A 26781-nucleotide genomic window follows, 5' to 3' on the forward strand; every position below is an offset into this window, starting at 1 on the left:
ATCGGCGGATCGCACACGCAAATTCGAGCGGGTGAATCCGCGCAGGTGAATCCATAACGCGCGTTCGCGTGTAGCGGTGGGCTGGAGGCAGAAAAGAATGAAGATTGCGGTCGTGGGGGCAGGCATTTCGGGCCTGTCGGCAGCCTGGTTGCTGTCGCGCCGGCACGAGGTGACGCTGTATGAGCAGGAGGGCCGCCTGGGCGGTCACTCGAACACGGTGGATGTCGAGATCGACGGCGTGAGCCATCCGGTCGACACCGGCTTCATCGTGTTCAATCGCGACACCTATCCGCATTTGTGCGGACTGTTCTCGCTGCTCGGCGTGTCGATCGCCGACAGCGACATGTCCTTCGGCGTGTCGCTGCGCGAGCCGGACATCGAGTGGGCCGGTACCAATCTGGCCAGCGTGTTCGCGCAGCCGGCCAATCTGGCGCGTCCGCGCTTCTGGGGCATGCTGCAGGACATCCTGCGCTTCAATTCGTCAGTCACCGAGAGGGCGGCCAATGGCACCGCCGAGCACATTTCACTCGGCGAATTCCTGGTGCGCAACCGTTACGGCGACGCTTTCCGCGACTGGTATCTGCTGCCGATGGCGGCGGCCATCTGGTCCTGTCCGACGCAGACCATGATGAGCTATCCGCTAGCCACCTTTGCGCGCTTCTGTCACAACCACGGCCTGCTGCGCGTAAACGACCGGCCGCAATGGCTCACCGTGCGCGGCGGGTCGCGCGAGTACGTGAAGCGCCTGGCGGCCTCGCTGCAGGACGTGCGCCGTGCATCGGCGGTGAAGGGCCTGCAGCGCGTGTCCGATGGTGTGCTGGTGCAGGCGGCCGGCGTGCTCGAACGGTACGACCAGGTGGTGCTGGCCTGTCATTCCGACGAGGCGCTGGCGCTGCTCGGCGATACGGCGACGGCGTCCGAGCGCCGTCTGCTCGGCGCTATCCGCTACCAGCCCAATCATGCGGTGCTGCACACCGACACGGCGTTGCTGCCGCGCAACCGCCGCGTCTGGTCGTCGTGGAACTACATGGCAGGCGTCGGCGCGCCGGACAGCCGGCCGGTCAGCGTGTCTTACCTGATGAACCGGCTGCAGCCGCTGCCTTTCGAACAGCCGGTGGTCGTGTCGCTGAACCCGTTCATCGAGCCGGACCCGGCCCGCGTAATCGCTCGCATCGATTACGCGCATCCGCTGTTCGATGGTCCGGCCATCGACGCGCAGGCGCGGCTGCCGGAGATCCAGGGGCGCGATCGCCTGTGGTACTGCGGCGCGTGGACCGGCTACGGCTTTCACGAAGACGGCCTCGCCTCGGCGGTGCGCGTCGCCCGTCACCTGGGCGCAGACATTCCGTGGCAGCGCAGCGGCGAGGTGCTGGCCGCATGAGCGATGTGGTGGCGGTCAGCCTCTGTCGCGGCGCGGTCATGCATGCCCGCGCGACGCCGGTGCGCACCCGCTTCGCCTACCGCCTGTTCTTCTTGCGCATCGCGCTGAGCCGGCTTGGCCGGCAGCCGGTGCCGATGCTGGCGCTGAACCGCTGGGCGCCGCTGTCCTTTCACTACCGCGACCACGGCGCGCGCGACGGCTCACACCCGCTGCTCTGGATACGCGCGCTGCTGGCACGTGAAGGTCTGGGCTGCGCCGACGGCGAAGTGGTGCTGCAGACCATGCCGCGGCTGTTCGGCTACGTGTTCAACCCGGTCAGCTTCTGGTTCTGCCATGACCGTGCCGGTGCGCTGCGCGCCGTGCTGTGCGAGGTGAACAACACCTTTGGCGAACGTCACGACTATCTGGTCGCGCACGCCGACGGTCGGCCGATCGGCGACGGCGAGTGGATGGAGACGCGCAAGGTGTTTCACGTATCGCCCTTCTTCCCGGTCAGCGGCAGCTACCGCTTCCGCTTCGACCGGCGGGGTGATCTGCACGCGGTGGCCATCGACTACCACGACGGCGGTGAACGCCGGCTGCGCACACGCGTGTCCGGTCGTGCCGAAACCATGAGCCGGGCTGCCGCCTGGCGCGCACTGGCCGCGCACCCGCTGATGACGCTGGCGGTGATCGCGCGCATCCACGTGCAGGCCTTCCATCTGTGGCGCGCGCGCGTGCCCTTCTTCAGCAAACCGCAACCTCCCGTACAGGAAATGACCCGATGAATCAGCCCGACGTCCTGATTTCGCTCGAGCGCCGGAATGCGCTGCCGTTCGCCGCACGTCAGGTGTGCCGGCTGCTGGAGCGCATCGAACACGGCTGGCTGCTGATGACGCTGCCTAACGGCGAACTGCTGTCCTTCGGCCACCACGGCGAGCCGGTGGAGATGCGGGTGAAAGACTGGGCCACCTTCGATCACGTCATCGCGCGCGGTGACATCGGCCTTGGCGAAGCCTGGTTCGACGGGTTGTGGGACAGCGACCACCTGGCGCGCGTGCTCACACTGTTCGCGCTGAACCGGGAGGCGCTCGGGCGCGCCATACACGGCAATCTGCTGGCGCTGGCGCTGGCCCGCGTCCGCCACCTGTGCCGCGCCAACACGCGCAGTGGAAGCCGCCGCAACATCATGGCGCACTACGATCTGGGCAACGATTTCTACGCGCTGTGGCTGGACCGCAGCATGACGTACTCGAGCGCGCTGTTCGAAGGAGACGCGCAGCGCGATCTGGCGGCCGCCCAGCACGCCAAGTACGCGCGCATCGCCCGCGTGCTGCGCCTGCAGCGCGATCAGCCGGTGATCGAGATCGGCTGTGGCTGGGGCGGCTTTGCCGAGGTGGCGGCGCAGCAGAGCGGCGCCATCGTGCATGGCGTGACGCTGTCGCCGGCGCAACTGGCGTGGGCGCGTGAGCGCGCGCAGCGTGGCGGCTTCGCCGACCGTGCCAGCTTCGAACTGTGCGACTACCGCGACTTGCGTGGCCAGGTCAGCCGCATCGTGTCGATCGAAATGCTGGAAGCCGTCGGCGAGCGCTGGTGGCCGACCTATTTCGCTAAGCTGAACGGCCTGCTCACGGTCGGCGGCGAAGCGGTGGTGCAGACCATCAGCATCGCCGACGATCTGTTCCCGCGCTACCGCAAGGGCACCGACTTCATCCAGCAGTACGTGTTTCCGGGCGGCATGCTGCCGTCGCCGTCGGTGTTCGTGGACCGGGCACAGCGTGCCGGCCTGCAGCTGCGCGACGACTACCGCTTCGGCATCGACTACGCGATCACGCTGGCGCGCTGGCGCGAAACCTTCGAACAGCACGGCGACGCCTTGCGCGCGCTCGGCTTCGACACCCGCTTCCAGCGGCTGTGGCGCTTCTACCTCGCCTACTGCGAGGCGGGCTTCCGCGCCGGGTCGATCGACGTGCATCAGTTCCACCTGGTGAAGCCGTGATCAGGCGTCTGTTCTGTGCGCTGCTGTTCGCTTCGGCCTGCGCGTTCGCGCAGCCGCCGGCCGGCGCGGTCGATCTGCTCGACGATCCGAAGCAACTGGGCAGCGGAGAGATGCGCTGGTTCGGGCTCAAGCTGTATGACGCGACGCTGTGGGCGAGTGGCGGACGTTACCAGCCGGGCGGCGGCTTCGCGCTGAGCCTGCGCTATGCCCGTGATTTCGACGGCGTGCGGCTGGCCGGCGCCAGCATCGACGAGATCCGCCGCCTTGGCGAGCGCGACGAGGCGAAGCTGGCGCGCTGGCAGGACGTGCTCGCCGGCGTGTTCCCCAACGTCAAGGCGGGCGAGGTGATCACCGGCGTCAAGCTGGCCGACGGCAGCGCTCGCTTCTTCCACCAGGGGCGGGCGCTGCCGGCGGTCGACGACCGTGCGCTGTCGGACGCCTTCTTCGCCATCTGGCTCGATCCGCGCACGCGCGAGCCGGCGCTGCGCGCGAAGCTGCTGGCCGAGGCCGGGCAGGCGCGGTGAATACCGCGCGGGTATTCGCCTACGGCCTGCTCGGTGCGCCGCTGGCGGCCGCCGCACTGCCGATCTACATCCATATTCCGAAGCTGTACGCCGAGCACTATGGCGTGTCGCTGACCCTGCTGGGCGTCGTGCTGTTCGTAGCACGCCTGGTCGACGCGCTGGCCGACCCGCTGATCGGCGCCGCCGGCGACCGTGCGCGCGGGCGTCGCCTCATCGTGCTGCTCGGCCTGCTGCCGCTGGCGGTCGGCCTGCCCGCGCTGGTGAAGCCGCTGGCCGGCATCGACCCGCTGCTCTGGCTGGTCGGCGCGCTGCTGCTGGTCTATGCCGGCTACAGCATCGCCACCATCCATTACGCCGCCTGGGGTGCCGAGCTGTCGACCACGCCGGCGCTGGGTACGCGCCTGGTGGCCTCGCGCGAGGGCTGGGCACTGGTCGGCGTGGTCGCGGCGTCGGTCGCACCCGGTCTGCTGGCCGACGACGCACCGACCGGCCTGTGGCGCGCAGCGCTGTACTGGTTGCCCTGGCTGGCGCTGGCCGCGCTGCTGACCACGACCACGGTACCTGATCTGCGGCCGCAGGCAGTCGCGCAGCCGCTGCTGGTGACCCTGCGCGAGGTGATGCGGCACGCGCGCTTCCGCCGCCTGCTCGCGGTGTTCGCGCTCAATGGCATCGCTGCGGCGGTGCCCGGCACGCTGGTGCTCTTCTTCATCGCCGACGTGCTGCAGGCGCCGGAGCGCGAAGGTCTTTTCCTGGCGCTCTACTTCGTCGCCGGCGTGCTGGCGCTGCCGCTGTGGACGCGGCTGGCCGACCGCATCGGCCGCGCGCGCAGCTGGGCCGCGTCGATGCTGCTGGCGATCGCCGTGTTCGGCTGGGCATGGACGCTCGGACCGGGCGACGCCACCGCCTTCATGCTCATCTGCGTCGGCTCGGGCATCGCATTGGGCGCCGACCTCGCGCTGCCGCCAGCGCTGCTGGCGGGTCTGATCGCGCGGCGCGAGGAGCCGCTGCCGGCCGGCGGCAGCTTCGGTGTATGGACCTTCGTCACCAAGCTCAACCTTGCGCTGGCCGCCGGCGTCGCCTTGCCTGCGCTGGCGCTGCTCGGCTACCGGCCGGGTGAGCAGGGCGACGAGGCGCGCGCCGCGCTGACCGCCGTCTATGCGCTGTTGCCGCTGCTGCTGAAGGCGGCGGCGCTCTGTCTGCTGTGGGCCGGCACGCGCCGGCTCGAACCCGATCTGCAAGGAGCTTCATCATGAAGAAAATGCTGTGCCGGCTGTTGTCGGTGCTCGGGCTGGCCGCGTTGGCCGGCTGCGGTGGTGTGCCGGTGGAGAAGTACGCGGCGCAGAAGCCGGTGCTCGATCTGAAGCAGTATTTCAACGGCCCGGTGACCGGTTGGGGCATGTTCCAGGACCGCAGCGGCGAGGTGATCAAGCGTTTCGTCGTCCGCATCGACGCCCGCTGGCAGGGTGACACCGGCACGCTGGACGAGCGCTTCGAGTGGAGCGACGGCACGCAGACGCGGCGGGTGTGGACGCTGCGCCATCTGGGCGATGGCCGCTACAGCGGTCGGGCCGACGACGTGGTCGGCGAGGCGACCGGCGAGGCGAGCGGCAATGCGCTGCGCTGGCGCTACGTGCTCGCGCTGCCGGTGGACGACAAGGTCTACAACGTCGACTTCGACGACTGGATGTATCTGATCGACGACAAGGTGATGCTGAACCGCTCGGCGATGAGCAAGTTCGGCGTCCATCTGGGCGAGGTGACGCTGTCCTTCACCCGCGGCGCGCCGTGATGTTCGCGCCGCTGAATCCGCCCTTGAAGGATTGGGCAGGCAAGCGCGTCTGGCTGATCGGCGCGTCGAGCGGCATTGGCGCCGCACTGGCGCGCCGGCTGATCGACGCCGGCGCGCGCGTCGCCCTGACCGCGCGCGACGCGGCGCGACTGGCCGAGGTGGCCGGTCGCGCGCCGAACGTGCTGCAGCTTCCGATGGATGTGAGCGAGCCGGGGGCGCTGGCCCGAGGCGCCGCCGAGTTGTGGGCGTGCTGGGGCGGCATCGACGCGGTGTTCTTCGTCGCTGCGCGCTACCGTCCGGTACGCGCCTGGGAACTGGACGACGACGATGTCGACGCCACGCTGCGCACCAACGTCGCCGCCGTCATGCACGGCTGCGCCGCGGTGCTGCCCGGCATGCTGGTGCAGCAGTCCGGTGCGCTGGTCATCGTGTCCAGCGTCGCTGGCTACCGGGGATTGCCGAAGGCGCTGGTCTACGGCGCGAGCAAGGCGGCGCTGATCAACTTCGCCGAGGCGCTGTACATGGACGTGCGTCCGCGCGGGCTGGGTGTGCATCTCGTGTGCCCGGGCTTCGTCGAAACGCCGCTGACCGCGCAGAATGACTTCACGATGCCGGCGCTGATCAGCGCCGACGAGGCCGCCGGCCACATCCTCACCGGCCTGGCGCGTGGCGATTTCCACATCCATTTTCCGAAGCGCTTCACTGGCTGGCTGCGCGTGCTGCGGCTGCTGCCCTACCGGCTGTACTTCGCCGCGGTCAGGCGAATGACCGGCCTGTGAGCGCGGCGCCCGCCGTTCAGCGATCGACGCGGGGGCGCGTCAGGCGTCGGGCGGCGATCGCCACGGCGCTGACCGACAGGGTGAGGCCGGCCAGCGCGGCCAGCCACAGCAGCGCGTAGCGCAGGGCGGGGCGCCCGGCCAGCGCCGGCAGTTCGAAGCTGTGCGGCGCATTGAACAGCCAGCGGCGCAGGCGGGCGTCGCGGTCCAGCGTGCCGAGCAGGCGACCGTCGAGCGCGTCGATATGCACCCAGGTCTCCGCGTCGTCCTCCAGTTTCACGCGCCACACCGGCAGCTCCTTCGCGTCGCGTCGGGCGTACCACCAGGCGTCCTCGTGGATCAGGCGTTCGATCGCCGCCAGCCGCGCGTCCGGGATCAGCGCGCGCGCCACCGCCTCGGCGTGGTGTTCGGTCACGTCGGGGTGGCCGAGGTCGGGCATGTCCACGCTGCGCCGGAAGCCGTTGCCGGCGGTGAGCGTCATGCGAGCCTGACCGCGCACCCAGTAGAGCTGCACCTCCTTCCAGTCCGCCTCGGCGAACAGCGGCGCCAGCGCCTGTGTCTCGTGCGGCCACGGAAACGTGGCGGCCACGCTGCCGGTGTAGCGTGCCATCGCTGCGTTGCCCGGCGGCGTGTTGCGCAGCCAGTCGCCGGGCGACATCGACAGCCAGCCGCTGACTATCCAGGCGAGCACGAACAGACCGCCGCCCAGACCGACCAGATGGTGCAGCTTCATCCAGCCGGAGAAGGGGCTGAGCGGCGCCCGCCGGCGCAGCCGCAGCACCCCCAGCAGCAGTCCGCTCAATGCCGAAATGCAGCAGATGCCGGACACCCACAGCAGCGTCTGCCGCCACAGCGCCGACTGTTCGCGTAGCGGCGTGAAGTAGAACCAGTGCGGCACGGCGCCGACCCAGTTCCAGAGGCGCTCGCGCTGGGTGCTGTCGCGCACCACCTCGCCGCTGCGTGCCGACACGTAGAGCTCGGTGCCGGCGTCGTCGTCCAGCGCGATGCGGTGGAAGGGGCGCTGGCGGTCCAGCGTCGCCAGCACCGTCCATTGGTCGCGTTCGACGATGCCCACGTGGCGCGCGCCCGGCTGGCCGGAGAAGGCGCGTGCGATGGCTTCGGCCCGGGCGGCGTCGATGGCGGTGATGCGTGCGCCGCTGCGCGCGCTGATGGCATGTCGTCCGCCGTCGGCCATGGTCATGCGCCAGACCGGTTCGCTGCCGCCATCCTCGCGCGGCAGCGCCTCCAGCCACAGGCGACGCGGGAAACTGTGCACGTCGGCCGCCTGCAACGCCGCGGTCGGCGACACCCTGATCTGCGCCGCGTCGAGCACGCCCAGGCCGTGCAGGCGTTCGGCGTCGCTCAGCGCGGGGAAGCCGACCACGCTCATCACCAGTCCGGAGCCGAACCACATGACGAACAGCAGGCAGCCGGCGATGCCCAGCCAGCGGTGCACGGTGGCGAGGGCGCCCGGCAGGCGGCGGGCGAGGGCGGGCAGGGAGGCGCTGAGCGGCGGGAACATGCGCTCTGCGGATCAGCCGGCGCGCCGGGCGTCGGCAAGCGGCGCGGTGCGCGTCCCGGCGCGGCGCGCGTACAGACCGGTCAGCCAGTCGAGTGCGCAGTAGAAGGCGCCGGCCGCCAGCGGCGGGTTGGCAGCCGTCAGCGGCAGGCCGGGCACTTCGGGCCGCCAGGTCCAGCAGCCGAGCGCGGTGCCGTACAGTTCCATCGCCAGCGCCAGCACGAACATGGTCGAGTACAGCCGCGGCGACGGGCCGAAGCGCAGCGCGAGCAGGTAGAGCGCGAACAGCGGCAGGCTGATGCCGTCGGCCCCGAACAGCGCCCAGGCAGCCACCAGGCCGAGCGCCAGCGGCGGCACGGCGTCGGTCACACCGTGCGGCAGGCGTTCGCTCAGCCACACGCCGAGCGCGTAAAGCAACACGTGGCCCGGCGGCACGAACAGCGGCAGATTGCCGAGGCGGTAGTCGTACACCCCCCACCACAGCGACAGCACGATTTCGCCGAAGGTGGCCCAGGCGAGGCAGACCATCCACTGTGCGCGCTGCTCGGGCGCGGCGCGCAGACAGAGCGCGCCGAGCAATGCCCAGGTCCACAGTGCGACGACGTGCGGCGCCCAGGTGGCGCCGTGCGCGTCCAGCCAGAGGCCGCCGACGATGGTCAGCACGATGGCGAGGGCGAAGGGCGTGGTCATCTATATGTATGCGGTCGGGCCGGGCGGGAGGTCGGCCGGGCCTGCATGGTAGACTCTGCGCCTCGAAAAATCGCGGGTTTTCCCATGTCCGGCAATACTTTGGGCACGCTGTTCTGTGTCACCTCCTTCGGTGAATCGCATGGCCCGGCCATCGGCTGCGTGGTCGACGGCTGTCCGCCGGGGCTGGCGCTGAGCGCCGCCGACATCCAGGCCGAACTGGACCGGCGCAAGCCCGGCACCTCGCGCCATGTGACGCAGCGGCGCGAGCCCGACGAAGTGGAAATCCTGTCCGGCGTGTTCGAAGGCGTCACCACCGGCACGCCGATCGCACTGCTCATCCGCAACCAGGACCAGCGCTCGAAGGATTACGGCAACATCGCCGAAACCTTCCGCCCGGGCCATGCCGACTACGGCTACTGGCAGAAGTACGGCATCCGCGATCACCGTGGCGGCGGCCGCTCGTCGGCGCGCGAGACCGCGGTGCGGGTGGCGGCCGGCGCGATCGCCCGCAAGTGGCTGCGTGAGCGCTACGGCATCGATATCCACGGCTGGATGAGCCAGCTCGGCCCGATCCGCATCGAATACCGCGACCGCGACGCGATCGCCAACAACCCCTTCTTCGCGCCGGACGCCACCATCGTCCCCGAGCTCGAACTGTTCATGGACCAGCTGCGCAAGTCGGGCGACTCCTGCGGTGCCCGCATCGACGTGGTCGCCAGTGGAGTGCCCGTGGGCTGGGGCGAACCGGTGTATGACCGGCTGGACGCCGACATCGCGCACGCGATGATGGGCATCAACGCGGTCAAGGGGGTGGAGATCGGCGCCGGCTTTGCGTCCGTGGAACAGCGCGGCACCGAGCACTCGGACGAAATGTCGCCGCAGGGCTTCCTGTCGAACAACGCCGGCGGCGTGCTCGGCGGCATTTCGACCGGGCAGGACGTGCGCGTGTCGATCGCCATCAAGCCCACCTCCAGCATCCGCCTGGACCGCCATTCGATCGACAAGGTCGGCAACCCGGTCATCGTGAACACGCACGGCCGGCACGACCCCTGCGTCGGCATCCGCGCCACGCCGGTGGCGGAAGCCATGCTGGCACTGGTGCTGATGGACCACGCGCTGCGCCACCGCGCGCAGTGCGGCGACGTCGACTGCCCGACGCCGCGCATTCCGGCGGCCGCCCCGGCCGACGTGATCGAACGGCTGCGCGCGCAACGCGACGCCGCCGTGGACGACCCGGAGCCGGACGAAGCCTGAGCGGTGTTCGCCGTCGCTGCGCCTGCCCCGGGCGCATCGACGGCAGTCTGGCCGGCGGCTACGGCCGTCGCCATGATCGCGCCGGCGCCTGTCGACCTGCCCTGATACGCCCGGCCGGATGCCCCCCGCGCAGCCGCCTCCCCTCCCTCCCGTCCTTTTTCCCTTCAGCACCGACCGTCCGACCGAACCGCTGGCGAACCGCGTTTGCCCTGCATCGACGGCCGCTGCCATGAGGTAAGTCGTCACCCGCTCGGGAATGTTCCCGTCAATGCCGGGATGATGTCCCGGCCAGCGCCGCCGACCCGCCTTCCGCACCGGGCCGCGGCCCGCGCGCGATCGGCGCTACGCCTTCGGCATGCGTTCATTCCCCGGGAATGAAACCGGCGAACGGGAAGTTTTCCCCTTGTTATCCGCACGGGATGTTTTCCCTGTTTCCGGGTGAGGCGCCTCGGTACAAGACGGGAAACAAATAGCCCGTGGCGCTGTAGGAGTCCGTCCTACATCGAGGTCGATGACAAGGCATACAAGAAGAGGAGGGGCGAGGTCGCTTGCGGCACTCGCTCTGGCCGCAGGGCCGTTCGCCGGTAACGCAATCGCGCAGGAGGAAGAGGTGATCGAGCTGGCACCGGTCGAGATTCGCGCACCGCGCATCATCACGCCCCTGCCGGGCGTGGTGATCGATCGCGACCAGTCCAGCGTCAATGTGCAGAGCGCGACCGCCGAGGACATCCGCCAGCAGCAGTCGATCAACATCACCGACTTCCTGAACACGACGGGACAGTCGATCACGATCAATGACTACGCGGGCAACCCCTTCCAGCAGGATCTGAGCTTTCGCGGTTTTTCGGCGTCGCCGCTGGTCGGCACGCCGCAGGGCCTGTCGGTCTATCTCGATGGCGTGCGCATCAACGAGCCTTTCGGCGAGGTGGTGAACTGGGATCTGATCCCGACCATCGCGATCGAGCGCACCGACCTGATTCCGGGCTCGAATCCGCTGTTCGGCCTGAACACCATAGGCGGCGCGCTTTCGCTGCAGACCAAGTCCGGCTTCACTTCACAGCGCTTCGAAGCGACCCGCACCCAGGGCTCGTGGGGTCGTTCGCAGAACCAGCTTGCGGTCGGCGGCAACAACGGCACGGTGGCTGGCTTCTTCGCGATCAGCGAGTTCCGCGAGGACGGCTGGCGCGACAACTCGCCGAGCAGCGTGAACCAGTACTTCGGTCGCATCGATGCGCGCATCGGCAAGGTGGAGCTGACCGGCTCGCTGCTCAAGGTCGATAACAAGCTCACCGGTAACGGGCTGGTGCCTTACGAGGACTGGCAGGTGCGACCGGAGTCGGTGTTTACCTCGCCCGACACCAACGACAACGATCTCACTCACATCAATCTGCGTGGCCGCCTCGACATCAGCGACCGCGACAGCCTGTCGCTCGGCCTTTACCAGCGCAAGCTGACGCAGCGTTCGGTCGGCGGCGACTTCTGGGACGACTTCGATCGCCTGTCCTACGGCCGTCTGGACGACTGCCCGCTGAGCAACTTCCCCTACGTGTCGGCCAACGGCGCCTACGATCCGGTCGGCGGTCCGACCTCGCCGGGCTGCCCCGGCTTTGCGCCGAACGGGTTGTTCAACATCGGCGGCACGTCGCAGGAGGCGATGGGGCTGACGCTGCAGTGGGTGCATGTGGGCGACCGGCACCAGGTGGTGGTCGGCGGCACATTCGACCGCAACGACATGAGCTACGGCCAGGGCCAGTTGCTCGGTTTCATCGACGGCGATCGAAACATCTACACCGATCCGTCGAAGGCCGACGAACTGGGACTGGCGCCGCTGGAGACGCTGATCCAGCGCAACAACCTCACCGGCTCGAACGAGGCGGTCGCGATCTTCGCTACCGACACCTGGACAGTGCAGGACAACTTCTTCGTGAACTACGGCCTGCGCTGGAGCCGCACCCACGTGAAGAACCAGCTGGTGTCGGACAAGCCGATTCCGCTCTACCAGTTCACGCAGAACTTCCTGAACACCCGCCAGATGCGCTGCGGCACGCTGGCCGATGCCACCGCGCGCTTCCTCTGCTCAGAAGGCGATTACACCTACTACAGCGCCAATCCGTCCTTCGGCATGTCGTGGTTGCCGACGCCCGAGCTGAATTTCTTCATGAATGTGAGCAAGGGCTCGCGCACACCGTCGGTGATCGAACTGGGCTGCGCGCGCGACAAGGAAGTCGAGAACCAGAACAACGGCAAGAGCATCGGCTGTTCGGTGCCGACCGCGCTGACCAGCGACCCCTATCTGCCGCAGGTGCGCTCGCTCAGTACCGAGTTCGGCCTGCGTGGCACGGCGCTCGACGGCAGGATCGACTTCAACGCCACGGTGTTCGTGACCGAACTCGAGGACGACATCCTGTTCGTGTCGCTCGGCCGCAAGAACCGCGGCGTGTTCGACACCTTCGAGAGCACCACGCGCGAAGGCTTCGAACTGGGCATGACCGCGCGGCTCGGCAAGCACACCTTCCGCGCCGCCTACACGCGGCTCGAAGCCACCTTCGATTCGACCGCACGGGTGGTGAACCAGTCGAACAGCAGTTCGAACAAGACGCCGGGCCAGCTCAACGAATTCACGATCAAGCCGGGTGACTACATCCCGGGCATTCCGCGCGACGTGCTGCGTCTGGGCTGGAATTACGACGCCACCGACAAGCTCAGTTTCGGCGTGAACATGATCGCGCACGCCGGTTCGTACTCGCGCGGCAACGAGAACAACGAACATCAGGCCGGCGGTGACGACGAGTACGGCGACTCCTTCGGCGGTGGCTCGGCCGGCCTCGGTCGAGCCTATGTCGGCAAGGGTTCGACCGCCGGCTACGCGGTATTCCACTTCGTCGGCCGCTACCGCATCACGCCCCAGCTCACGGTGTTTGCGCGGGTCGACAACCTGTTCGACAAGCAGTACGTCACCGCCAGCGAACTCGAACTGAATCCCTTCGTCGCCGGCAGTTTCGGCGCCCGTGACGCCTCCGGCTTCAACTACAACTCCTTCGCCTGGACCCATTCGCAGTTCGTCGGCCCAGGCTCGCCGCGCGCTGGCTGGATCGGCCTGACCTACGCGTTCGACATGCCGCGGAGCAACTGACGTTCACACCCGATTTTCATACCGATTGTTCGCGCGGTCGTGCAAACGCGAACTTGATGATCCGTTCCGGCGGATCGAAACTTGAGGAGGTGGCACTATGAAACTACGCGCAACAGCCCTGGCAGCAATGCTGGCGGCAATCGCTGCGCCAGCCCAGGCGGGTGACTTCACCAGCCTGCTCGAAAACACGGGCCCTGGCCCCGACCTGAAGTGGGGTACGGCCGACGACACGGACGCCATCGGCCCCGGCGTTGACGGCATCTTGGGCACCGCTGACGACACGACCGTCAAGGTGTCCGGCGCCAACCAGCCGGCCGGCGACAAGCTCTATCTTCAGACCAACAATGTCGTTGCCAGCGGCAGTAACGCCAACGTGCCGCTGAGCATCGACTATTCGGCGACCGAGTGGCGTACGGCCGCGGTCGGCGGCACGGTTCCGCGCGGCACGCCGACGGCCTCGGGCACCTTGTCGCTGATCGACTACCACGTCACGACCGGCATCACGCTGGGCAGCGACACCATCGGTGACGCCTACGACTTCGTGTTCCGTGACTCGCGCGACAACTCGCTGGTGTTCGGCACCCGCTTCGTGCTGGGTCAGTCGCCCTCCTATGCCGACGATGCGGAACTGAACTTCATGTACCGCTACGGTTTCGTCGAAGGCGACAAGGTTTTCGACGTGAAGGCCGCCTGGCTGTTCTATGGCGACTTCGATCTGCGCATGTACAACGCCTCGCGCAGCGATGTGCGCTCGCTGACCGGCACGCCGCTGCTTGACCTGAACGCGGTCGCCTTCCAGGCCGACGTGAACCTGTCCGAGGGCAACCCCTTCAGTGGCATGTATCTGCTGAAGACCGACGCCACCGACTACAAGTGGATGACGGACGCGATCGGCTACTACCAGGCGGGCGAAGAGGGCCAGGCCCTGCTGTACAACTCGATTGGCGGTTTCGCGCCGACCGTCGCCGCCGTTCCGGAGCCCTCCGAGTACGCCATGTTCCTTGCAGGTCTGGGCCTGATCGGTGCCGTCGTGCGCCGTCGCCTGCGCGCCTGATGTTCTGACACACACACCAAAAAGAGGAAATTCCCCATGAAGATCAAGACGCTTGCGCTGTCCCTGCTGCTCGGCTTTTCCGCTCACTCTGCCTGGGCTTTCGTCGCGCTGCCGGAAAGCGGCACGCTGCGCATCACCGGTACCAACAACACGGCGACCGATCCGCTCTTCCTCGGCGCCGACTGGGCACCGGCCGACAACGGCTACACCCAGGTCGCCCGTCGCATCAGTTCGGTGATCTATGACGGCACCGACGTCGGCACTTTCTACGACTACGTCTACCGCTATACCGACGGCACGCTGGCCTTCGCGTCGCGTTTCACGCTGGAAGTCGGCGAGATCGAAATCGGCGATCTCGAGTACGAAGTAGAAATCAACGACATCCTGCGCAGCGGTTTCGCCGGCTATGACGTGTCGGTCGGCTGGTACGACTCGGGCACTGACATCGACTTCCGTCTGCAGAGCGTCGCGCACACGTCGAACGGCGTGCGCACCCGTCCGACCAATCCGGTCGATGTGTTCGACGACAACGTGGTCGATTTCCGCACCGACATTTCGGTCGAGGAAGGCAATCCGACCACCGGCTGGTACGTCATCAAGACCAACGCGACCGAGTTCGAATACCTCACGGGCGCAGTGACCATCCGCCAGGCACCGAGCCTCGACGGCGTGTCGCCGCCGCTGCGCGTCGCCAACTTCGAAGGCTTCGCGCCGATCGCCGCACCGGTGCCGGAACCGTCCGAGTACGCGATGTTCCTCGCCGGTCTGGGCATGGTGGGCTTCGTTGCCCGCCGCCGCATGAACCGCATCTGAGTTTCACGCCTCGACCCGGGCAACCGGGCGTTTCTTTGAGCCAGGCCTCGAGCCTGGCTTTTTTTCATCCGAACAGGCGGGCGACCTCGCGCGGTGCGCAGCGCAGATACTGCGGCGCCACCTTGATCTGCGCGCCGAGCTTCGCAGCCGCGTGCCAGGGCCAGCGCGGGTCGTACAGCATCGCACGGGCGAGGCCGATCAGGTCGGCCTGGCCAGCGGCGAGTATCGACTCGGCGTGCTCCGGTTCGGTGATCAGACCGACCGCGATGGTCGGCAATCCGGTTTCGGCGCGGATGCGTTCGGCGAAGGCGACCTGATAGCCCGGCGTGAGCGGAATCTGCTGCTCGGTCGATACGCCGCCGCTCGATACGTGGATGAAGCTCGCGCCGCGCGCCTTGAGCGCCTGCGCGAGGGCCACGCTCTGTTCGATGTCCCAGCCGCCGTCCACCCAGTCGCTGGCGGAAATGCGCATGCCGACCGGCCGGTCGTGAGGGAAGGCTTCGCGCACGGCGTCGAACACCTCGAGCGGAAAGCGCAGCCGGTTCTCGAGCGTGCCGCCGTAGGCGTCGTCGCGTGCATTGGCCAGCGGCGACAGAAATTGGTGCAGCAGGTAGCCGTGCGCGCCGTGCACCTCGACGGCGTCCAGTTCGAGTCGCGCGGCGCGCTTTGCCGCGTCGGCGAAAGCGGTGCGCACCCGGCGCAGGCCGTCGGCGTCGAGTGAGTGTGGCGGATTCTCGTGCGCAGCGTGCGGGATCGAAGAGGGCGCCACGGTCTGCCAGCCGCCAGCGGTCGGCGCGATCTGCGCGCCGCCTTCCCAAGGTCGTGCGACCGAGGCCTTACGGCCGGCGTGACCGAGCTGGATGGCGATCGGCATGCCGGAGTGGGCGCGCACACCGTCGAGCACGCGGCGCAGCGCTGCCTCGTTGGCGTCGTTCCACAGGCCGAGGTCGGCGGCGGAAATGCGACCTTCGGCCTCGACCGCGGTCGCCTCGATCACGAACAGGCCGGCGCCCGACAGCGCCATCTGGCCGATGTGCATCAGATGCCAGTCGGTCGCGTTGCCGTCGCTGGCCGAGTACTGGCACATCGGCGCGATGACGATGCGGTTGGACAGCTGTAGGCCGCCGAGGTCGTAGGGCTGGAAGAGCGGGCTGGACATGAACGGGATCTCGCGGTCGTTGAAAGACGGGCGGCGGGGCCGCAGCGCCCCGCAATCTACCGCCGACCGCCGGCCCGCGTCGACCTTCGCGACACCGGCGGCCGCATCGTCAGAGCCCCAGTTCGGACAGACCGAGATGATCGTCGGGGCGCCGCCCTTGCGGCCAGCGGAACAGGCGTTCCGACTCGCTGATCGCCAGATCGTTGATGCTGGCGTGACGATGCGCCATCAGGCCGTTGTCGTCGAATTCCCAGTTCTCGTTGCCGTAGGAGCGGAACCAGTTGCCCGCGTCGTCCTGCCACTCGTAGGCGAAACGCACGGCGATGCGGTTGCCGGCGGTGCACCACAGTTCCTTGATCAGCCGGTACTCGCGCTCCTTTGCCCACTTGCGGGTCAGGAAGTCGACGATCTCGGCGCGGCCGCGCAGGAACTCCGAGCGGTTTCGCCAGCGGCTGTCAGCGGTGTAGGCGAGCGATACGCGCTGCGGGTCGCGGCTGTTCCAGCCGTCTTCGGCGGCGCGCACCTTCTGCGCAGCGGTCTCCGGCGTGAAGGGCGGCAGGGGCGGGCGGGGGGCGTCGGTCATGGCAATGCTCCGGGTGGTGGAAAAGAGACAGGTCTGTCTACATACTTGAACAAGACAGGTCTGTCTGTCAACATGAATGGATGTTCACATCTCTCGACGATCTCGCCGGACCCGGTCCGCTGCCCGAGCAGGATGCGCGGACCCGCGTACTCGAATGCGCCTACCGGCTGTTCTACCGGCACGGACTGCGCGCCACCGGCATCGACCGCATCATTGCCGAGTCGGGTGTCGCCAAGGCTTCGTTCTACCGCCATTTTCCGACCAAGCAGGCGCTGGTCGAGGCCTATCTGGACCTGCGCCATGCGCGCTGGATGGGCTGGCTGGAAAGCCGTCTGGCCGGCGCGCCGGACGCCGCTGCCTGGCTCGCCGCGCTGCCCGATGCGCTGGACGACTGGTTTCGTGCGCCCGGCTTCCGCGGCTGCGCCTTCATCAACGGTCACGCCGAAGCGGGTACGGAAGCACCGGCGATGACGGTCACTCACAAGCGGGAACTGGCGGCGCGCATCGAAGCCGCCTGTCGCGAGGCCGGTTGCGCGCGACCCGACGAAATGGCGGCCGACCTGCTGCTGCTGATCGAGGGCGCCATCGTGCGCGCGCAGATGGAAGGCGCGGACGCCGCCCGCGCGCCGCTGGCACGGGCGTTTGCGCGGGTGCTCGCCGGGGCGGAGCGCGCATACGTCTGACACCTGATTCGTGGGCGGAGTCAGGGCCGGGGTTCTGTGGGAGGGGTCTTGAACCCGACAAGCAGCGCGCATCGAAGCCCGAGGACTGCAAAGGCCCTGTCGCGGCCAAGGGTCGCTCCCCAGGAGAGGAGGTGTGCGCGGTAAGTACAGCGACTGGGCCTGTCGTCAGCGGCCCGCGTCACCGCCGCGCCGCCAGGCCTGCATTGCCCGTCCGGACGGTTCGTCCGCTTCTCCTGTTGGATTCAGCGCCCACTGCCAGCGCGCGCCGGCGGTCCAGCCGTCTCGGATGAGGCGGTCCGGCAGACCGGGCAGCAGCACTTCGTCCGGCGCATCCGCCCTTGTCCGCGCGTATTCGATGATCAGACAGGCTTGCGGCACGCGGCTCAGCGCGTCGATGTGCGCCTGCTGTATCACCGTGCCGTAGCGTTCGACGGCCGCCTCGGCCTCACCGCTCTCCAGCAGCGCCGCGCACGGCAGCAGCGGCAGCTGCGACAGCAGGTTCACCGAGGCGCACCAGGCGTCGGCCGGCATCGGGGGTGAAGCGCGCTGCGGATCGCGCGACAGGTCGTCGAGTACGCCGCTCACGTCCTGCCGCACGCAGCGCACGCGGCCCGCATGATTGCGCTCGGCGGCGCGCGCCGCAGGGCCGAAACACACGTCGACCAGATCGATCTGATCGAACAGGCAGAGCAGCTCGGGTAGCGGCACGTCCTGCAGCAGGCCGGCGCCCATGATCCATGCGCGCCGCGGCGCATCCGGTACTGCGGCGGAAACGCGGGCGGCGGCGAGCAAGGCGGCGCGCGTCTGCGCGATGTGGTCTGCCCAGTGCGTGCGCAGCCGGCGGTGGCGCACGGCGAGCGCTGCCGCCTCGCGGCGCAGACCAAGGCGCTGCGCTGCCGGCAGACAGTCCAGGCGTGCCCAGGCAATCAGTTCCTCGATCATGCGGCGTCCGGCGGGAACAGCGTGCGGGCGCGCGGTGCAGGGTCGAGCCGGTAGAAGCGGGCCAGCTGCTCGTACAGATCGGGCCAGGCCTGCTGTATCAGATCCGGGATCTCGAAGAAGCACTCCGACATGACGGCGAAGAACTCGGCCGGGCTTTCCGCGGCGTACTCGTCGATGCCGGTGTCGACGCCCGCATCGACGTCAGCACAGAAGCGCTCGTAGGCGGTCGACCACACGCTGGCCCAGCGCTGCACGCTCATGCCGGCGTGCAGCGGCGGCAGGCCGTCCGGCTCGCCGTTGCGCATGTCCAGCTTGTGCGCGAACTCGTGGATGACCACATTGATGCCGTCGGCCGCCAGCGATTCCGGCTGCCAGGACAGCAGTACCGGACCGCCTTCCCACGCCTCACCGACCAGCGTGTCCTCGTATTCATGCACGACGCCGGCATCGTCTGTTACCCGTCGCGGAACGACGAAGTCGCCCGGATAGACCACCACGCCGACCCAGTCGTCGTACCAGTCCAGCCCCAGATTGAGCACCGGCACGCATGCCTGCAGCGCGATCTCCAGCAGCATGTCGTCGGTCAGCACGGTGTCGTGGGCACCGTGGAATTCCTTGCTGGCGATGAACTGCCGCGCCAGTTCACGCAGGCGCGGCCGGTCGGCGGGGTCGAGGAAATCGACCCAGGGCAGGCGGGCCTCGATGCGTTCCCACTGTTCGTCAGGTACGTCGGGCAATTCGGGTTCGACGGCGGAAACGAGTCGGCGCAGCCAGTGCAACATCCGGAAGTAATCCTCTCTTGCGCGGGGTGGGGTCAGCGCCTATTGTGAAGGCTCTGCAACCACTAAAGGAGGTGATCCGTGATGAAACGTCTCGCGATCCTGCTGGGGCTGGCGATGTTTGCGTCGTCCAGTGCCGTTCTTGCATGCCCGGGCGAAAAGCACGGCGACGCCAAACCCCAGAGCTCCCAGCCGGAGAAGCCAAAGACCTGATTCCGCGCAACTGTCGTGAGACAGGTGTGCGAGGGGCGACCGCGCAAGCGGTCGCCCTTTTTCGTTGACGCGGCGTGGGGCGGACACGTCGCGGCCAAGGCCGCGCCCACAATGACCGCCCTCACTGCCGCCCGCTTCAGAACGTCCCGTTCAGCGCCCGCCGCAATGTACTGGACGGCAGTTCGCCGAACAGCTCGCGGTAGTCGTGCGAGAAGTGGCCGAGGTGCCAGAAGCCCCATTGCATCGCGATGTCGTGCACGCTGCGCGCCGGGTCGTTGCCGTGCTGCAGCGCGCGCCGCACGGCGTTCAGGCGCACGCGCTTCAGGTAATCCTTCGGTGCCATGCCGAGCACGCTGTTGAAGTGGTTCTGCAACGTGCGGCGCGTGACGTGCAGCCGTTCGCACAGTTCGTCCACGCCATCGACCGAGCTTTCCGGCTTCAGCGCGATGCGCCGCGCCTGCATCACGATGTCGAAGCGGCGCTGTTCGAGCGCGGTGCGCGACGGCGGCGTCGGGTCGTCGCCCAGGCTGTCGAGCAGCAGATCGACAAGATCGGCACACAGATCACCGGACGGTGTGGTGGCACCGACCGGTTCCAGCAGGCCTTCGATCAGGAAGCACAGTTCGCTGTGCCGCGACGGGCTCAGCGCGCGGCTGGCGACCGAGCCGTGCAGCAGCAGCTGTTCGAGCTTGTGGCCGTGGCGGCCGGTCAGGCGCGAGGCGAGCCAGCCTTCGTCGGCGACGATGCCGTAGATGCCGAAGTCGCGCGGCGTGCGCAGCGTGAAGCCGCTGCTGGCGCGCGCCATCATCAGGTGCACCCCATCGCTGTGCGGCCGACCGCAGAAGCGCACTTCACCGGTGCGCGACAGATCGGGCAGACCCATCCATACCGAGCCCGACCAGGGGCCGCACTGCTGGCTGGTTTCCTGCTCGGTGTATTCGTGGAACACCTGCAGCCGCGGGCCGTCCTCAACCAGCATTTCGCGGATGCAGCCGCTGAACACGCCACCCGACAACTGCTCGTATTCCTGATGCCAGCGCGAAATATTGTCCGCGTGCTCGGCGACGTCGTCGCTGCGGCACACGCGGATTCCGTCCTTCGGGGCGCTTCTGGTGGCGTCCTCCGCGGTCGGGGCTGGCGCGATGTCATGTCCCATGTTCTGCCTCTCCTCCTGTCGCTCGCGCGAACAGGAATGTACCGTGATTGCAGGGACTTAGCATTCCCCGTGCCAACTGCCGCAAACAGCTTTTCCGATTCGGGATAGTGCACTGCCGCGACTTTTCCGATTCCGGATAGTGGGGACGCCTTCCCGGTGATCGAATGAAAAAGAGGTTCCGCGCCGGGCGGAACAGATCCGGGAGAGGAAAACATGTCGTCAACACTGAACGCGGCGGGGGCGGGCGGTCCACAGTCGCTGAAGAAGGTGCTGGGCCCGCTGCAGCTGTGGGGCATTGCGGTCGGGCTGGTCATTTCGGGCGAGTACTTTGGCTGGAGCTACGGCTGGAACTCGGCCGGCACGCTGGGCTTCCTGTGCGCGACCGTGCTGGTCGCCGCGATGTACGCGACCTTCATCTTCAGCTTCACCGAACTGTCGACGGCGATTCCGCATGCCGGCGGCCCCTTCGCCTACGCGCGCCGCGCCTTCGGGCCATTCGGTGGCTTCATCGCCGGCTTCGCGACGCTGGTCGAATTCGTGTTCGCGCCGCCGGCGATTTCGCTGGCCATCGGCGCTTACCTGAACGTGCAGTTCCCCAGCGTCGATCCAAAGATGATCGCGCTCGGTGCCTACGTCGTATTCATCGCGCTGAACTGGGTGGGGGTGAGCATCGCTGCCACTTTCGAACTGTTCGTGACGCTGCTGGCCATCTTCGAACTGCTGCTGTTCATGGGCATCGTCGCGCCGGGCTGGAGCATGGCGAACTTCGTCGCCAATGGCTGGGCCGGCCAGAACGAGTTCTCCGGCGTGGCGTTGGCGGGCATCTTCGCGTCCATCCCGTTCGCCATCTGGTTCTTCCTGGCGATCGAGGGGGCAGCGATGGCAGCCGAGGAGGCGCGCGACCCGAAGCGCACGATTCCGATCGCCTACGTCGCCGGCATCCTCACCCTGCTGGTGCTTGCCTTCGGCGTGATGATCTTCGCCGGCGGCGTCGGTGACTGGCGTCAGATTTCCAACATCAACGACCCGCTGCCGCAGGCGATGAAGGCGGTGGTCGGCGAGAACAGCGGCTGGCTGCACATGCTCGTGTGGATCGGACTGTTCGGCCTGATCGCCTCCTTCCACGGCATCATCATGGGCTACTCGCGGCAGATCTTCGCGCTCGCCCGTGCTGGTTATCTGCCGCGCTACTTCGCCGCGCTCAGCCCGCGTTTCCAGACGCCGCACCGCGCACTGCTGGCGGGTGGAGCGATCGGCGTGGTCGCCATCTTCAGCGACTCGTGGGTCAGCTTCGGCGGCCAGACGCTGACCGCCAACATCGTCACCATGTCGGTGTTCGGTGCCATCGTCATGTACATCATGTCCATGGCCTCGCTGTTCAAGCTGCGCAAGAGCGAACCGCTGCTGGAACGTCCGTACCGCGCGCCGTTCTATCCGGTATTCCCGGCCATCGCGCTGGCGCTGGGCGTGTTCTGCCTCGGCGCGATGGTGTGGTTCAACACGCTGTTGGCCGGCGTCTTCCTCGGCCTGTTCGCGCTCGCCTCGGCCTACTTCTTCCTGACCGGCCAGCAGCGCGCGGACGCACCGGAAGACGTGATGCTGGCCGGCAGCCGCTGAGGAGAGCGCCATGGCTTATCGCGTGACGGTGGGCGGGGAGGCGTTCAGCTTCCCCGACCTGAAGACGGTGATGGCCTGCGCCAGCCCGGCCCGCTCCGGCGACGTGCTGGCCGGCGTCGCCGCCGGCTCCGCGCTGCGCCGGGTGGCGGCGCGGCACGCGCTGGCCGACATCCCGCTCGCCACCTTCCTGAGCGAGGCGCTGGTGCCGTACGAGGAGGACGAGATCACCCGCCTCATCATCGACACCCACGACCGCGAAGCCTTCGCACCGATCGCCCATCTGACGGTGGGCGGTTTCCGCGAGTGGCTGCTCGACGACGCGGCCGACGCCGATGTGCTGACCGCGGTGTCGCCGGGACTGACGCCGGAAATGGTGGCAGCGGTGAGCAAGCTCATGCGCAACCAGGACCTGATCGCGGTGGCGCGCAAGTGCCGCGTGGTGACGCAGTTCCGCAACACCATAGGCCTGCCGGGTCATCTGGCAGTGCGGCTGCAGCCGAACCACCCGACCGACGACCTGCGCGGCGTGGCGGCCTCGACGCTGGACGGCCTGCTGTGCGGTGCCGGCGACGCGGTGATCGGCATCAATCCGGCCTCCGACAGCCTGCCGGCCATCGCAAGCCTGCTGCACATGCTGGACGAACTGATCGAACGCTTCGACATTCCGACCCAGAGCTGCGTGCTGACCCACGTGACCAATACGGTGAAGCTGATCGAGCAGGGCGCTCCGGTCGACCTGGTGTTCCAGTCGGTCGGCGGCACCGAGAAAACGAACTCATCCTTCGGCGTCAGCCTCGCCGTGCTCGACGAAGCGTATGACGCGGCGCTGTCGCTCGGTCGCGGCACGCTGGGCGACAACGTCATGTATTTCGAGACCGGGCAGGGCAGTGCGCTGTCGGCCAACGCCCACCACGGCGTGGACCAGCAGACCTGCGAGGCGCGCGCCTACGCGGTGGCGCGTCGCTACAAGCCGCTGCTGATCAATACCGTGGTCGGCTTCATCGGTCCTGAATACCTGTACGACGGCAAGCAGATCATCCGCGCCGGGCTGGAGGACCACTTCTGCGGCAAGCTGCTCGGCCTGCCGCTGGGTTGCGACGTCTGCTACACGAATCACGCCGAAGCCGATCAGGACGATATGGATACGCTGCTGGTGCTGCTCGGCGCCGCCGGCATTCCCTTCGTGATCGGCGTGCCGGGGGCGGACGACATCATGCTCAATTACCAGAGCACCTCCTTCCACGACGCGCTGTTCCTGCGCCGCACGCTGGGCCTGAAGCGCGCGCCCGAATTCGAGCGCTGGCTGCAGTCCATCGGCCTGACCGATCCGAACGGCGAACTGCTGCGCGGCAGCGGCCGCGCGCTGGTCGACGGCATCACTTCGCTGGCTGCGCTGCCCTCGCCGCGCGCCGCATGAAATCCACATCCATTTCAAACAGACCGGGAGCTTTCTTCATGACTTCGATCCGCCACACCACGCTGCTCTGTGCAGCCCTGTTCGCCGCCGCACCGCTGGCACACGCCGAAGAGGCCGCGCCGGCCTCCGACTGGACGGTGCCGATGAGCGTCACGCTGGTCAGCGACTACATCTTCCGCGGCCAGTCGCAGACCTGGGGCGGTCCGGCCCTGCAGTTCAGCATCGAGGCGGTGCACAGTTCGGGCTTCTACGCCGGCTTCTTCGCGTCGAACGTATCCGATCACTGGCTGCCGGGCGCAGCGGTCGAAACCGACCTCTACGGTGGCTACCGCACCAAGGTGGCGGACACGATAGGCGTCGATGTCGGCGCCGTGTATTACATGTACCCGGGAGCCAACTGGGACGATTCGCCCTTCACCGGCTTCAACGCACGCAACCGTCTCGACACTGCCGAAGCCTATGTCGCGCTGAGCTGGGAATGGCTCACCTTCAAGACCGGTCGCACGCTGAACGAGTACTTCGGCTGGAGCACCAACAATTCGCCGGTCAATGGTGGCTTCTTCGGCGACCTGTCGGCCGGCGTCACCGGCAACACGCGCGGTTCGCATTACTTCGAACTGAACGCTGCCTACGACGTGGCCGAAGGGTGGAACGTCAGCGGTCAGATCGGTCGCCAGATCGTGCGCAATTCGACCGGACTGGACATCACCTACTACAAGATCGGCGTCACCCGCGCGCTGCCGGATGGCTGGTCGGCCGGCGTGTTCTACTCGGCATCGAGCGAGCCAAACGCGTACAAGGACTTCGTCAGCCTGGACAACGGGCGGTCGGATTCCGACATTGCGAAGGACAAGCTGTTCGTCAGCGTGACCAAGGCCTTCTGAGATGGCGTCGGCCCCGGGCAGCGACGGCCGGGGCCGGCGCGAGGAACGTGAAGAGATGTGCGATGAAGGATGAAGACAAGGACGGCGCGCTGAGCGACAGCACGGATGCATGGGCGCTGTGGCGAAGTTTCACGTCGGCGCGCATCGGTCTCGGCCGCGTCGGCAACGCCGTGCCCACCGCGGAAGCGCTGGGCTTCGGTCTGGCCCACGCGCTGGCCCGCGATGCCATCCACACGCCGCTCGACGTGGCGGTGCTGGCCTCCGAACTGAACGCGCAGGACTGGCCGGCACTGCCGGTGAAAAGCCGTGCGCCCGACCGCGAAACCTATCTGCGCCGGCCTGACCTCGGCCGCCGGCTCGACGCCGATGACCGCGTGCGCCTGGATGGCATGCGCGGTGAGGGCTGCGATCTGGCGGTGGTGATCGGCGACGGCCTGTCGTCGGCGGCGGTGGCGCGGCACGCGGTTCCGCTGCTCGCGGCGCTGTATCCGCTGCTGCCAGAGGACTGGTGCATCGCGCCGGTGGTGATCGCCACCCAGGCGCGCGTGGCGCTGGCCGACGAGGTCGGCGAGGCGCTGGGCGCACGCATGGTGGCCATGCTGATCGGCGAGCGGCCGGGGCTCAGTTCGCCGGACAGCCTGGGTGTCTATCTCACCTGGGCGCCACGCGTCGGCAGGTCGGACGCCGAGCGCAACTGCATATCGAATGTGCGACCCGAGGGCCAGCCCTATGGTGCCGCCGCCTATCGCCTGAACTGGCTGATGCAGCAGGCGAGTGCGCTGCGCCTGACCGGTGTCGGACTGAAGGACGAGAGCGACCACACGCTGCCGCTGATCGACCGGGCGGGCACGCCACGGCTGGACTGAGCGGAAAGGCGCGGTGCCAAAGAAAAAGGGCGACGCATCTGCGTCGCCCTGAAACCCGATTCAATCTGGTCGAATCAGGAGGAGGTTCGTGGGCTTCAGCGCTTGAGCTTCTTCATGCGCTCGGCCGGGGTGATGATGTCGGTGAGGCGGATGCCGAACTTGTCATTCACCACCACCACCTCGCCCTGCGCAATCAGCGTGCCATTGACCAGCACGTCCATCGGCTCGCCCGCCATGCCGTCGAGCTCGACCACCGAGCCGTGGCCCAGTTGCAGCAGATTGCGGATGGAAATCTTGGTACGGCCCAGTTCCACGGTCAGCTGCACCGGGATGTCGAGGATCATTTCGAAGTCGCGCAGGCCTTCGGCAGGCTTGTTCGCGCTTTCCCCGAACTGCTGAAATATGTTTGCCGGCTGCGCCTCCACCGTTGCGTGGTCGGCGTCCAGTGCGGCGAGTGCTTCGTCTGCGGTGGTCTGTTCCGCCATCGCGGCGGCCCAGTCATCGTCGCTGACTTGTTCTTCGGCTTCGGCCAGATCGCTCATGGTTTTTCCTCACCTGTCTTCTTGCCCTGGGCGTTCAGGGCGTGCTCGATCAACTCTTCCTCGCCGGCCATGAAACGCTCGATGCGCAATGCGTAGTGCCCGTTCTGAACGCCATACTTGCACTGCAACACGTCTATGCCATCGACCGAGGCCGTCACCGTCTCTGGAATAGTTATCGGAATGATGTCGCCAACCTTTAGGTTGTTGAGGCCGCCCAGCGTGAGCGAGCCGTCTCCGAGGTTCACCGACAGTTCGACCGCGGCGTCCTGCACCTGACGTGTCAGCAGCTTGATCCAGCGGTTGTCCGAACTGACGCTGTCGCTCTGCATCGACGAATTCAGGATGTCGCGCAGCGGCTCGACCATCGAATAGGGCAGGCAGATGTGCATCTCTGCCGACACACCACCCAGTTCGACGGTGAAGGTCGAGGCGACCACGATTTCCGACGGCGTGGCGATGTTGGCGAACTGCGAGTTCATTTCCGAGCGCATGTACTCGAACTTGATCTTGTGCACCGGCTCCCACGAGCGCTCGTACTCGGCGAAGAACACGTCGAGCAGGCCGTGGATGATGCGCTGTTCGGTCGCCGTGAAATCGCGCCCTTCGACCCGCGTATGGAAGCGTCCGTCACCACCGAACATGTTGTCGATGACCAGGAACACCAGATTCGGGTCGAACACGACGAGACCGGTACCGCGCAGCGGCTTCACCTGGACCAGGTTCAGGTTGGTCGGTACCACCAGATTGCGGATGAATTCCGAGTACTTCTGCAGGCGGATCGGGCCGAGCGAAATCTCGGCGCTGCGCTGCATGAAGTTGAACAGGCCGATGCGCAGGTAACGGGCGAAACGCTCGTGGATCAGCTCCAGCGTGGGCATGCGCCCGCGGACGATTCTTTCCTGGGTGCCGAGGTTGTACGGGCGAATGCCGCCGGTGTCGTCCTCCTGGACGGCTTCGTCGGTTTCGCCGGTGACACCCTTCAGCAGGGCATCGACCTCTTCCTGGGAAAGAAAGTCGGACATGATCTTC

The 26781-nt window shown here is 67.5% G+C and carries 26 protein-coding genes; 17 read left to right on the forward strand and 9 right to left on the reverse strand.

Annotated features, from left to right (window positions below):
- Nucleotides 1-97: 97 nt before the first annotated feature.
- Genes WDZ97_RS01210 through WDZ97_RS01240 form a run of 7 tightly spaced genes read left to right on the forward strand, consistent with a single transcriptional unit; the run spans nucleotide 98 to nucleotide 6451 of the window.
- The gene (locus WDZ97_RS01210; protein WP_304002326.1) at nucleotides 98-1381 is read left to right on the forward strand and encodes an NAD(P)/FAD-dependent oxidoreductase; all 1284 of its coding nucleotides are present in this window, start codon (nucleotides 98-100) and stop codon (nucleotides 1379-1381) included.
- Entirely contained in the window at nucleotides 1378-2148 is a 771-nt protein-coding gene (locus WDZ97_RS01215) for a DUF1365 domain-containing protein (RefSeq protein ID WP_304002328.1), read from the forward strand. Before WDZ97_RS01210 ends, WDZ97_RS01215 begins: the two co-directional genes overlap by 4 nt.
- Entirely contained in the window at nucleotides 2145-3359 is a 1215-nt protein-coding gene (locus tag WDZ97_RS01220) for a class I SAM-dependent methyltransferase (protein WP_425761550.1), read from the forward strand. The genes WDZ97_RS01215 and WDZ97_RS01220 overlap by 4 nt, the downstream gene beginning before the upstream one ends.
- The gene (locus WDZ97_RS01225) at nucleotides 3356-3883 is read left to right on the forward strand and encodes a hypothetical protein (protein WP_425761551.1); all 528 of its coding nucleotides are present in this window, start codon (nucleotides 3356-3358) and stop codon (nucleotides 3881-3883) included. The genes WDZ97_RS01220 and WDZ97_RS01225 overlap by 4 nt, the downstream gene beginning before the upstream one ends.
- Entirely contained in the window at nucleotides 3880-5136 is a 1257-nt protein-coding gene (locus WDZ97_RS01230; protein ID WP_425761552.1) for an MFS transporter, read from the forward strand. Before WDZ97_RS01225 ends, WDZ97_RS01230 begins: the two co-directional genes overlap by 4 nt.
- Nucleotides 5133-5672: a DUF3833 domain-containing protein gene (locus WDZ97_RS01235; protein WP_304002340.1), complete on the forward strand. Its 540-nt coding sequence runs from the start codon at nucleotides 5133-5135 to the stop codon at nucleotides 5670-5672. Before WDZ97_RS01230 ends, WDZ97_RS01235 begins: the two co-directional genes overlap by 4 nt.
- On the forward strand, nucleotides 5672-6451 hold the full coding sequence (locus WDZ97_RS01240) for an SDR family NAD(P)-dependent oxidoreductase (RefSeq protein WP_425761553.1): 780 nt from the start codon (nucleotides 5672-5674) through the stop codon (nucleotides 6449-6451). Before WDZ97_RS01235 ends, WDZ97_RS01240 begins: the two co-directional genes overlap by 1 nt.
- Nucleotides 6452-6467: 16 nt before the next feature.
- On the opposite strand, the gene WDZ97_RS01245 is transcribed toward WDZ97_RS01240, so the two are convergent.
- Nucleotides 6468-7970 carry a hypothetical protein gene (locus WDZ97_RS01245; protein ID WP_425761554.1) on the reverse strand — a complete coding sequence of 501 codons (1503 nt, stop codon included), beginning with the start codon at nucleotides 7968-7970 and terminating at the stop codon, nucleotides 6468-6470.
- A gap of 12 nt (nucleotides 7971-7982) precedes the next feature.
- Nucleotides 7983-8657, reverse strand: coding sequence for a hypothetical protein (locus WDZ97_RS01250; RefSeq protein WP_425761555.1), 675 nt, complete (start codon nucleotides 8655-8657; stop codon nucleotides 7983-7985).
- Nucleotides 8658-8741: 84 nt separating this feature from the next.
- On the opposite strand from WDZ97_RS01250, the gene aroC reads away from it, so the two are divergent.
- The 4 genes from aroC to WDZ97_RS01270 all read left to right on the forward strand — a co-directional run bounded on the left by aroC (nucleotide 8742) and on the right by WDZ97_RS01270 (nucleotide 14911).
- On the forward strand, nucleotides 8742-9911 hold the full coding sequence (gene aroC / locus WDZ97_RS01255; protein ID WP_304002349.1) for a chorismate synthase: 1170 nt from the start codon (nucleotides 8742-8744) through the stop codon (nucleotides 9909-9911).
- A 610-nt stretch (nucleotides 9912-10521) separates the two neighbouring features.
- Entirely contained in the window at nucleotides 10522-13044 is a 2523-nt protein-coding gene (locus WDZ97_RS01260) for a TonB-dependent receptor (protein ID WP_425761556.1), read from the forward strand.
- Between the two features lie 97 nt (nucleotides 13045-13141).
- Entirely contained in the window at nucleotides 13142-14098 is a 957-nt protein-coding gene (locus WDZ97_RS01265) for a PEP-CTERM sorting domain-containing protein (RefSeq protein WP_425761557.1), read from the forward strand.
- A gap of 36 nt (nucleotides 14099-14134) precedes the next feature.
- Complete coding sequence (locus tag WDZ97_RS01270) at nucleotides 14135-14911, forward strand: PEP-CTERM sorting domain-containing protein (RefSeq protein WP_425761558.1); 777 nt, start codon at nucleotides 14135-14137, stop codon at nucleotides 14909-14911.
- Between the two features lie 64 nt (nucleotides 14912-14975).
- Here WDZ97_RS01270 and WDZ97_RS01275 read toward each other — a convergent pair whose 3' ends face one another.
- Both WDZ97_RS01275 and WDZ97_RS01280 read right to left on the reverse strand, forming a co-directional pair.
- Nucleotides 14976-16070 carry an NADH:flavin oxidoreductase/NADH oxidase gene (locus tag WDZ97_RS01275; RefSeq protein WP_425761559.1) on the reverse strand — a complete coding sequence of 365 codons (1095 nt, stop codon included), beginning with the start codon at nucleotides 16068-16070 and terminating at the stop codon, nucleotides 14976-14978.
- A 109-nt stretch (nucleotides 16071-16179) separates the two neighbouring features.
- On the reverse strand, nucleotides 16180-16653 hold the full coding sequence (locus WDZ97_RS01280; protein ID WP_425761560.1) for a DUF1348 family protein: 474 nt from the start codon (nucleotides 16651-16653) through the stop codon (nucleotides 16180-16182).
- Between the two features lie 80 nt (nucleotides 16654-16733).
- On the opposite strand from WDZ97_RS01280, the gene WDZ97_RS01285 reads away from it, so the two are divergent.
- Entirely contained in the window at nucleotides 16734-17336 is a 603-nt protein-coding gene (locus WDZ97_RS01285) for a TetR/AcrR family transcriptional regulator (RefSeq protein ID WP_425761561.1), read from the forward strand.
- A 165-nt stretch (nucleotides 17337-17501) separates the two neighbouring features.
- Here WDZ97_RS01285 and WDZ97_RS01290 read toward each other — a convergent pair whose 3' ends face one another.
- Nucleotides 17502-18278 carry a hypothetical protein gene (locus tag WDZ97_RS01290; protein ID WP_425761562.1) on the reverse strand — a complete coding sequence of 259 codons (777 nt, stop codon included), beginning with the start codon at nucleotides 18276-18278 and terminating at the stop codon, nucleotides 17502-17504.
- Nucleotides 18275-19060 (reverse strand): zinc-dependent peptidase, encoded by a 786-nt coding sequence (locus tag WDZ97_RS01295; RefSeq protein ID WP_425761563.1) that lies wholly within the window; start codon nucleotides 19058-19060, stop codon nucleotides 18275-18277. Before WDZ97_RS01295 ends, WDZ97_RS01290 begins: the two co-directional genes overlap by 4 nt.
- A gap of 78 nt (nucleotides 19061-19138) precedes the next feature.
- On the opposite strand from WDZ97_RS01295, the gene WDZ97_RS01300 reads away from it, so the two are divergent.
- On the forward strand, nucleotides 19139-19270 hold the full coding sequence (locus tag WDZ97_RS01300; protein ID WP_269744947.1) for a hypothetical protein: 132 nt from the start codon (nucleotides 19139-19141) through the stop codon (nucleotides 19268-19270).
- A gap of 136 nt (nucleotides 19271-19406) precedes the next feature.
- On the opposite strand, the gene WDZ97_RS01305 is transcribed toward WDZ97_RS01300, so the two are convergent.
- The gene (locus WDZ97_RS01305) at nucleotides 19407-20426 is read right to left on the reverse strand and encodes a helix-turn-helix domain-containing protein (RefSeq protein ID WP_425761564.1); all 1020 of its coding nucleotides are present in this window, start codon (nucleotides 20424-20426) and stop codon (nucleotides 19407-19409) included.
- Between the two features lie 213 nt (nucleotides 20427-20639).
- Between WDZ97_RS01305 and eat the strand changes: the two genes are divergently transcribed.
- The 4 genes from eat to eutC all read left to right on the forward strand — a co-directional run bounded on the left by eat (nucleotide 20640) and on the right by eutC (nucleotide 25210).
- Nucleotides 20640-22043 (forward strand): ethanolamine permease, encoded by a 1404-nt coding sequence (eat, locus tag WDZ97_RS01310; RefSeq protein WP_425761565.1) that lies wholly within the window; start codon nucleotides 20640-20642, stop codon nucleotides 22041-22043.
- Between the two features lie 10 nt (nucleotides 22044-22053).
- Nucleotides 22054-23460 carry an ethanolamine ammonia-lyase subunit EutB gene (locus WDZ97_RS01315; RefSeq protein WP_425761566.1) on the forward strand — a complete coding sequence of 469 codons (1407 nt, stop codon included), beginning with the start codon at nucleotides 22054-22056 and terminating at the stop codon, nucleotides 23458-23460.
- A 38-nt stretch (nucleotides 23461-23498) separates the two neighbouring features.
- On the forward strand, nucleotides 23499-24344 hold the full coding sequence (locus WDZ97_RS01320) for a TorF family putative porin (RefSeq protein WP_425761567.1): 846 nt from the start codon (nucleotides 23499-23501) through the stop codon (nucleotides 24342-24344).
- Nucleotides 24345-24406: 62 nt separating this feature from the next.
- Complete coding sequence (gene eutC, locus WDZ97_RS01325) at nucleotides 24407-25210, forward strand: ethanolamine ammonia-lyase subunit EutC (protein ID WP_425761568.1); 804 nt, start codon at nucleotides 24407-24409, stop codon at nucleotides 25208-25210.
- 95 nt (nucleotides 25211-25305) lie between these two features.
- Here eutC and fliN read toward each other — a convergent pair whose 3' ends face one another.
- Nucleotides 25306-25752: a flagellar motor switch protein FliN gene (fliN, locus tag WDZ97_RS01330; RefSeq protein ID WP_020165341.1), complete on the reverse strand. Its 447-nt coding sequence runs from the start codon at nucleotides 25750-25752 to the stop codon at nucleotides 25306-25308.
- Nucleotides 25749-26774 carry a flagellar motor switch protein FliM gene (gene fliM / locus WDZ97_RS01335; RefSeq protein WP_425761569.1) on the reverse strand — a complete coding sequence of 342 codons (1026 nt, stop codon included), beginning with the start codon at nucleotides 26772-26774 and terminating at the stop codon, nucleotides 25749-25751. Before fliM ends, fliN begins: the two co-directional genes overlap by 4 nt.
- Nucleotides 26775-26781: the final 7 nt, after the last annotated feature.

Origin of the sequence: Methyloversatilis sp. MC4-4, assembly GCF_049843555.1 — a bacterium.
Lineage (GTDB): Bacteria > Pseudomonadota > Gammaproteobacteria > Burkholderiales > Rhodocyclaceae > Methyloversatilis > Methyloversatilis discipulorum_B.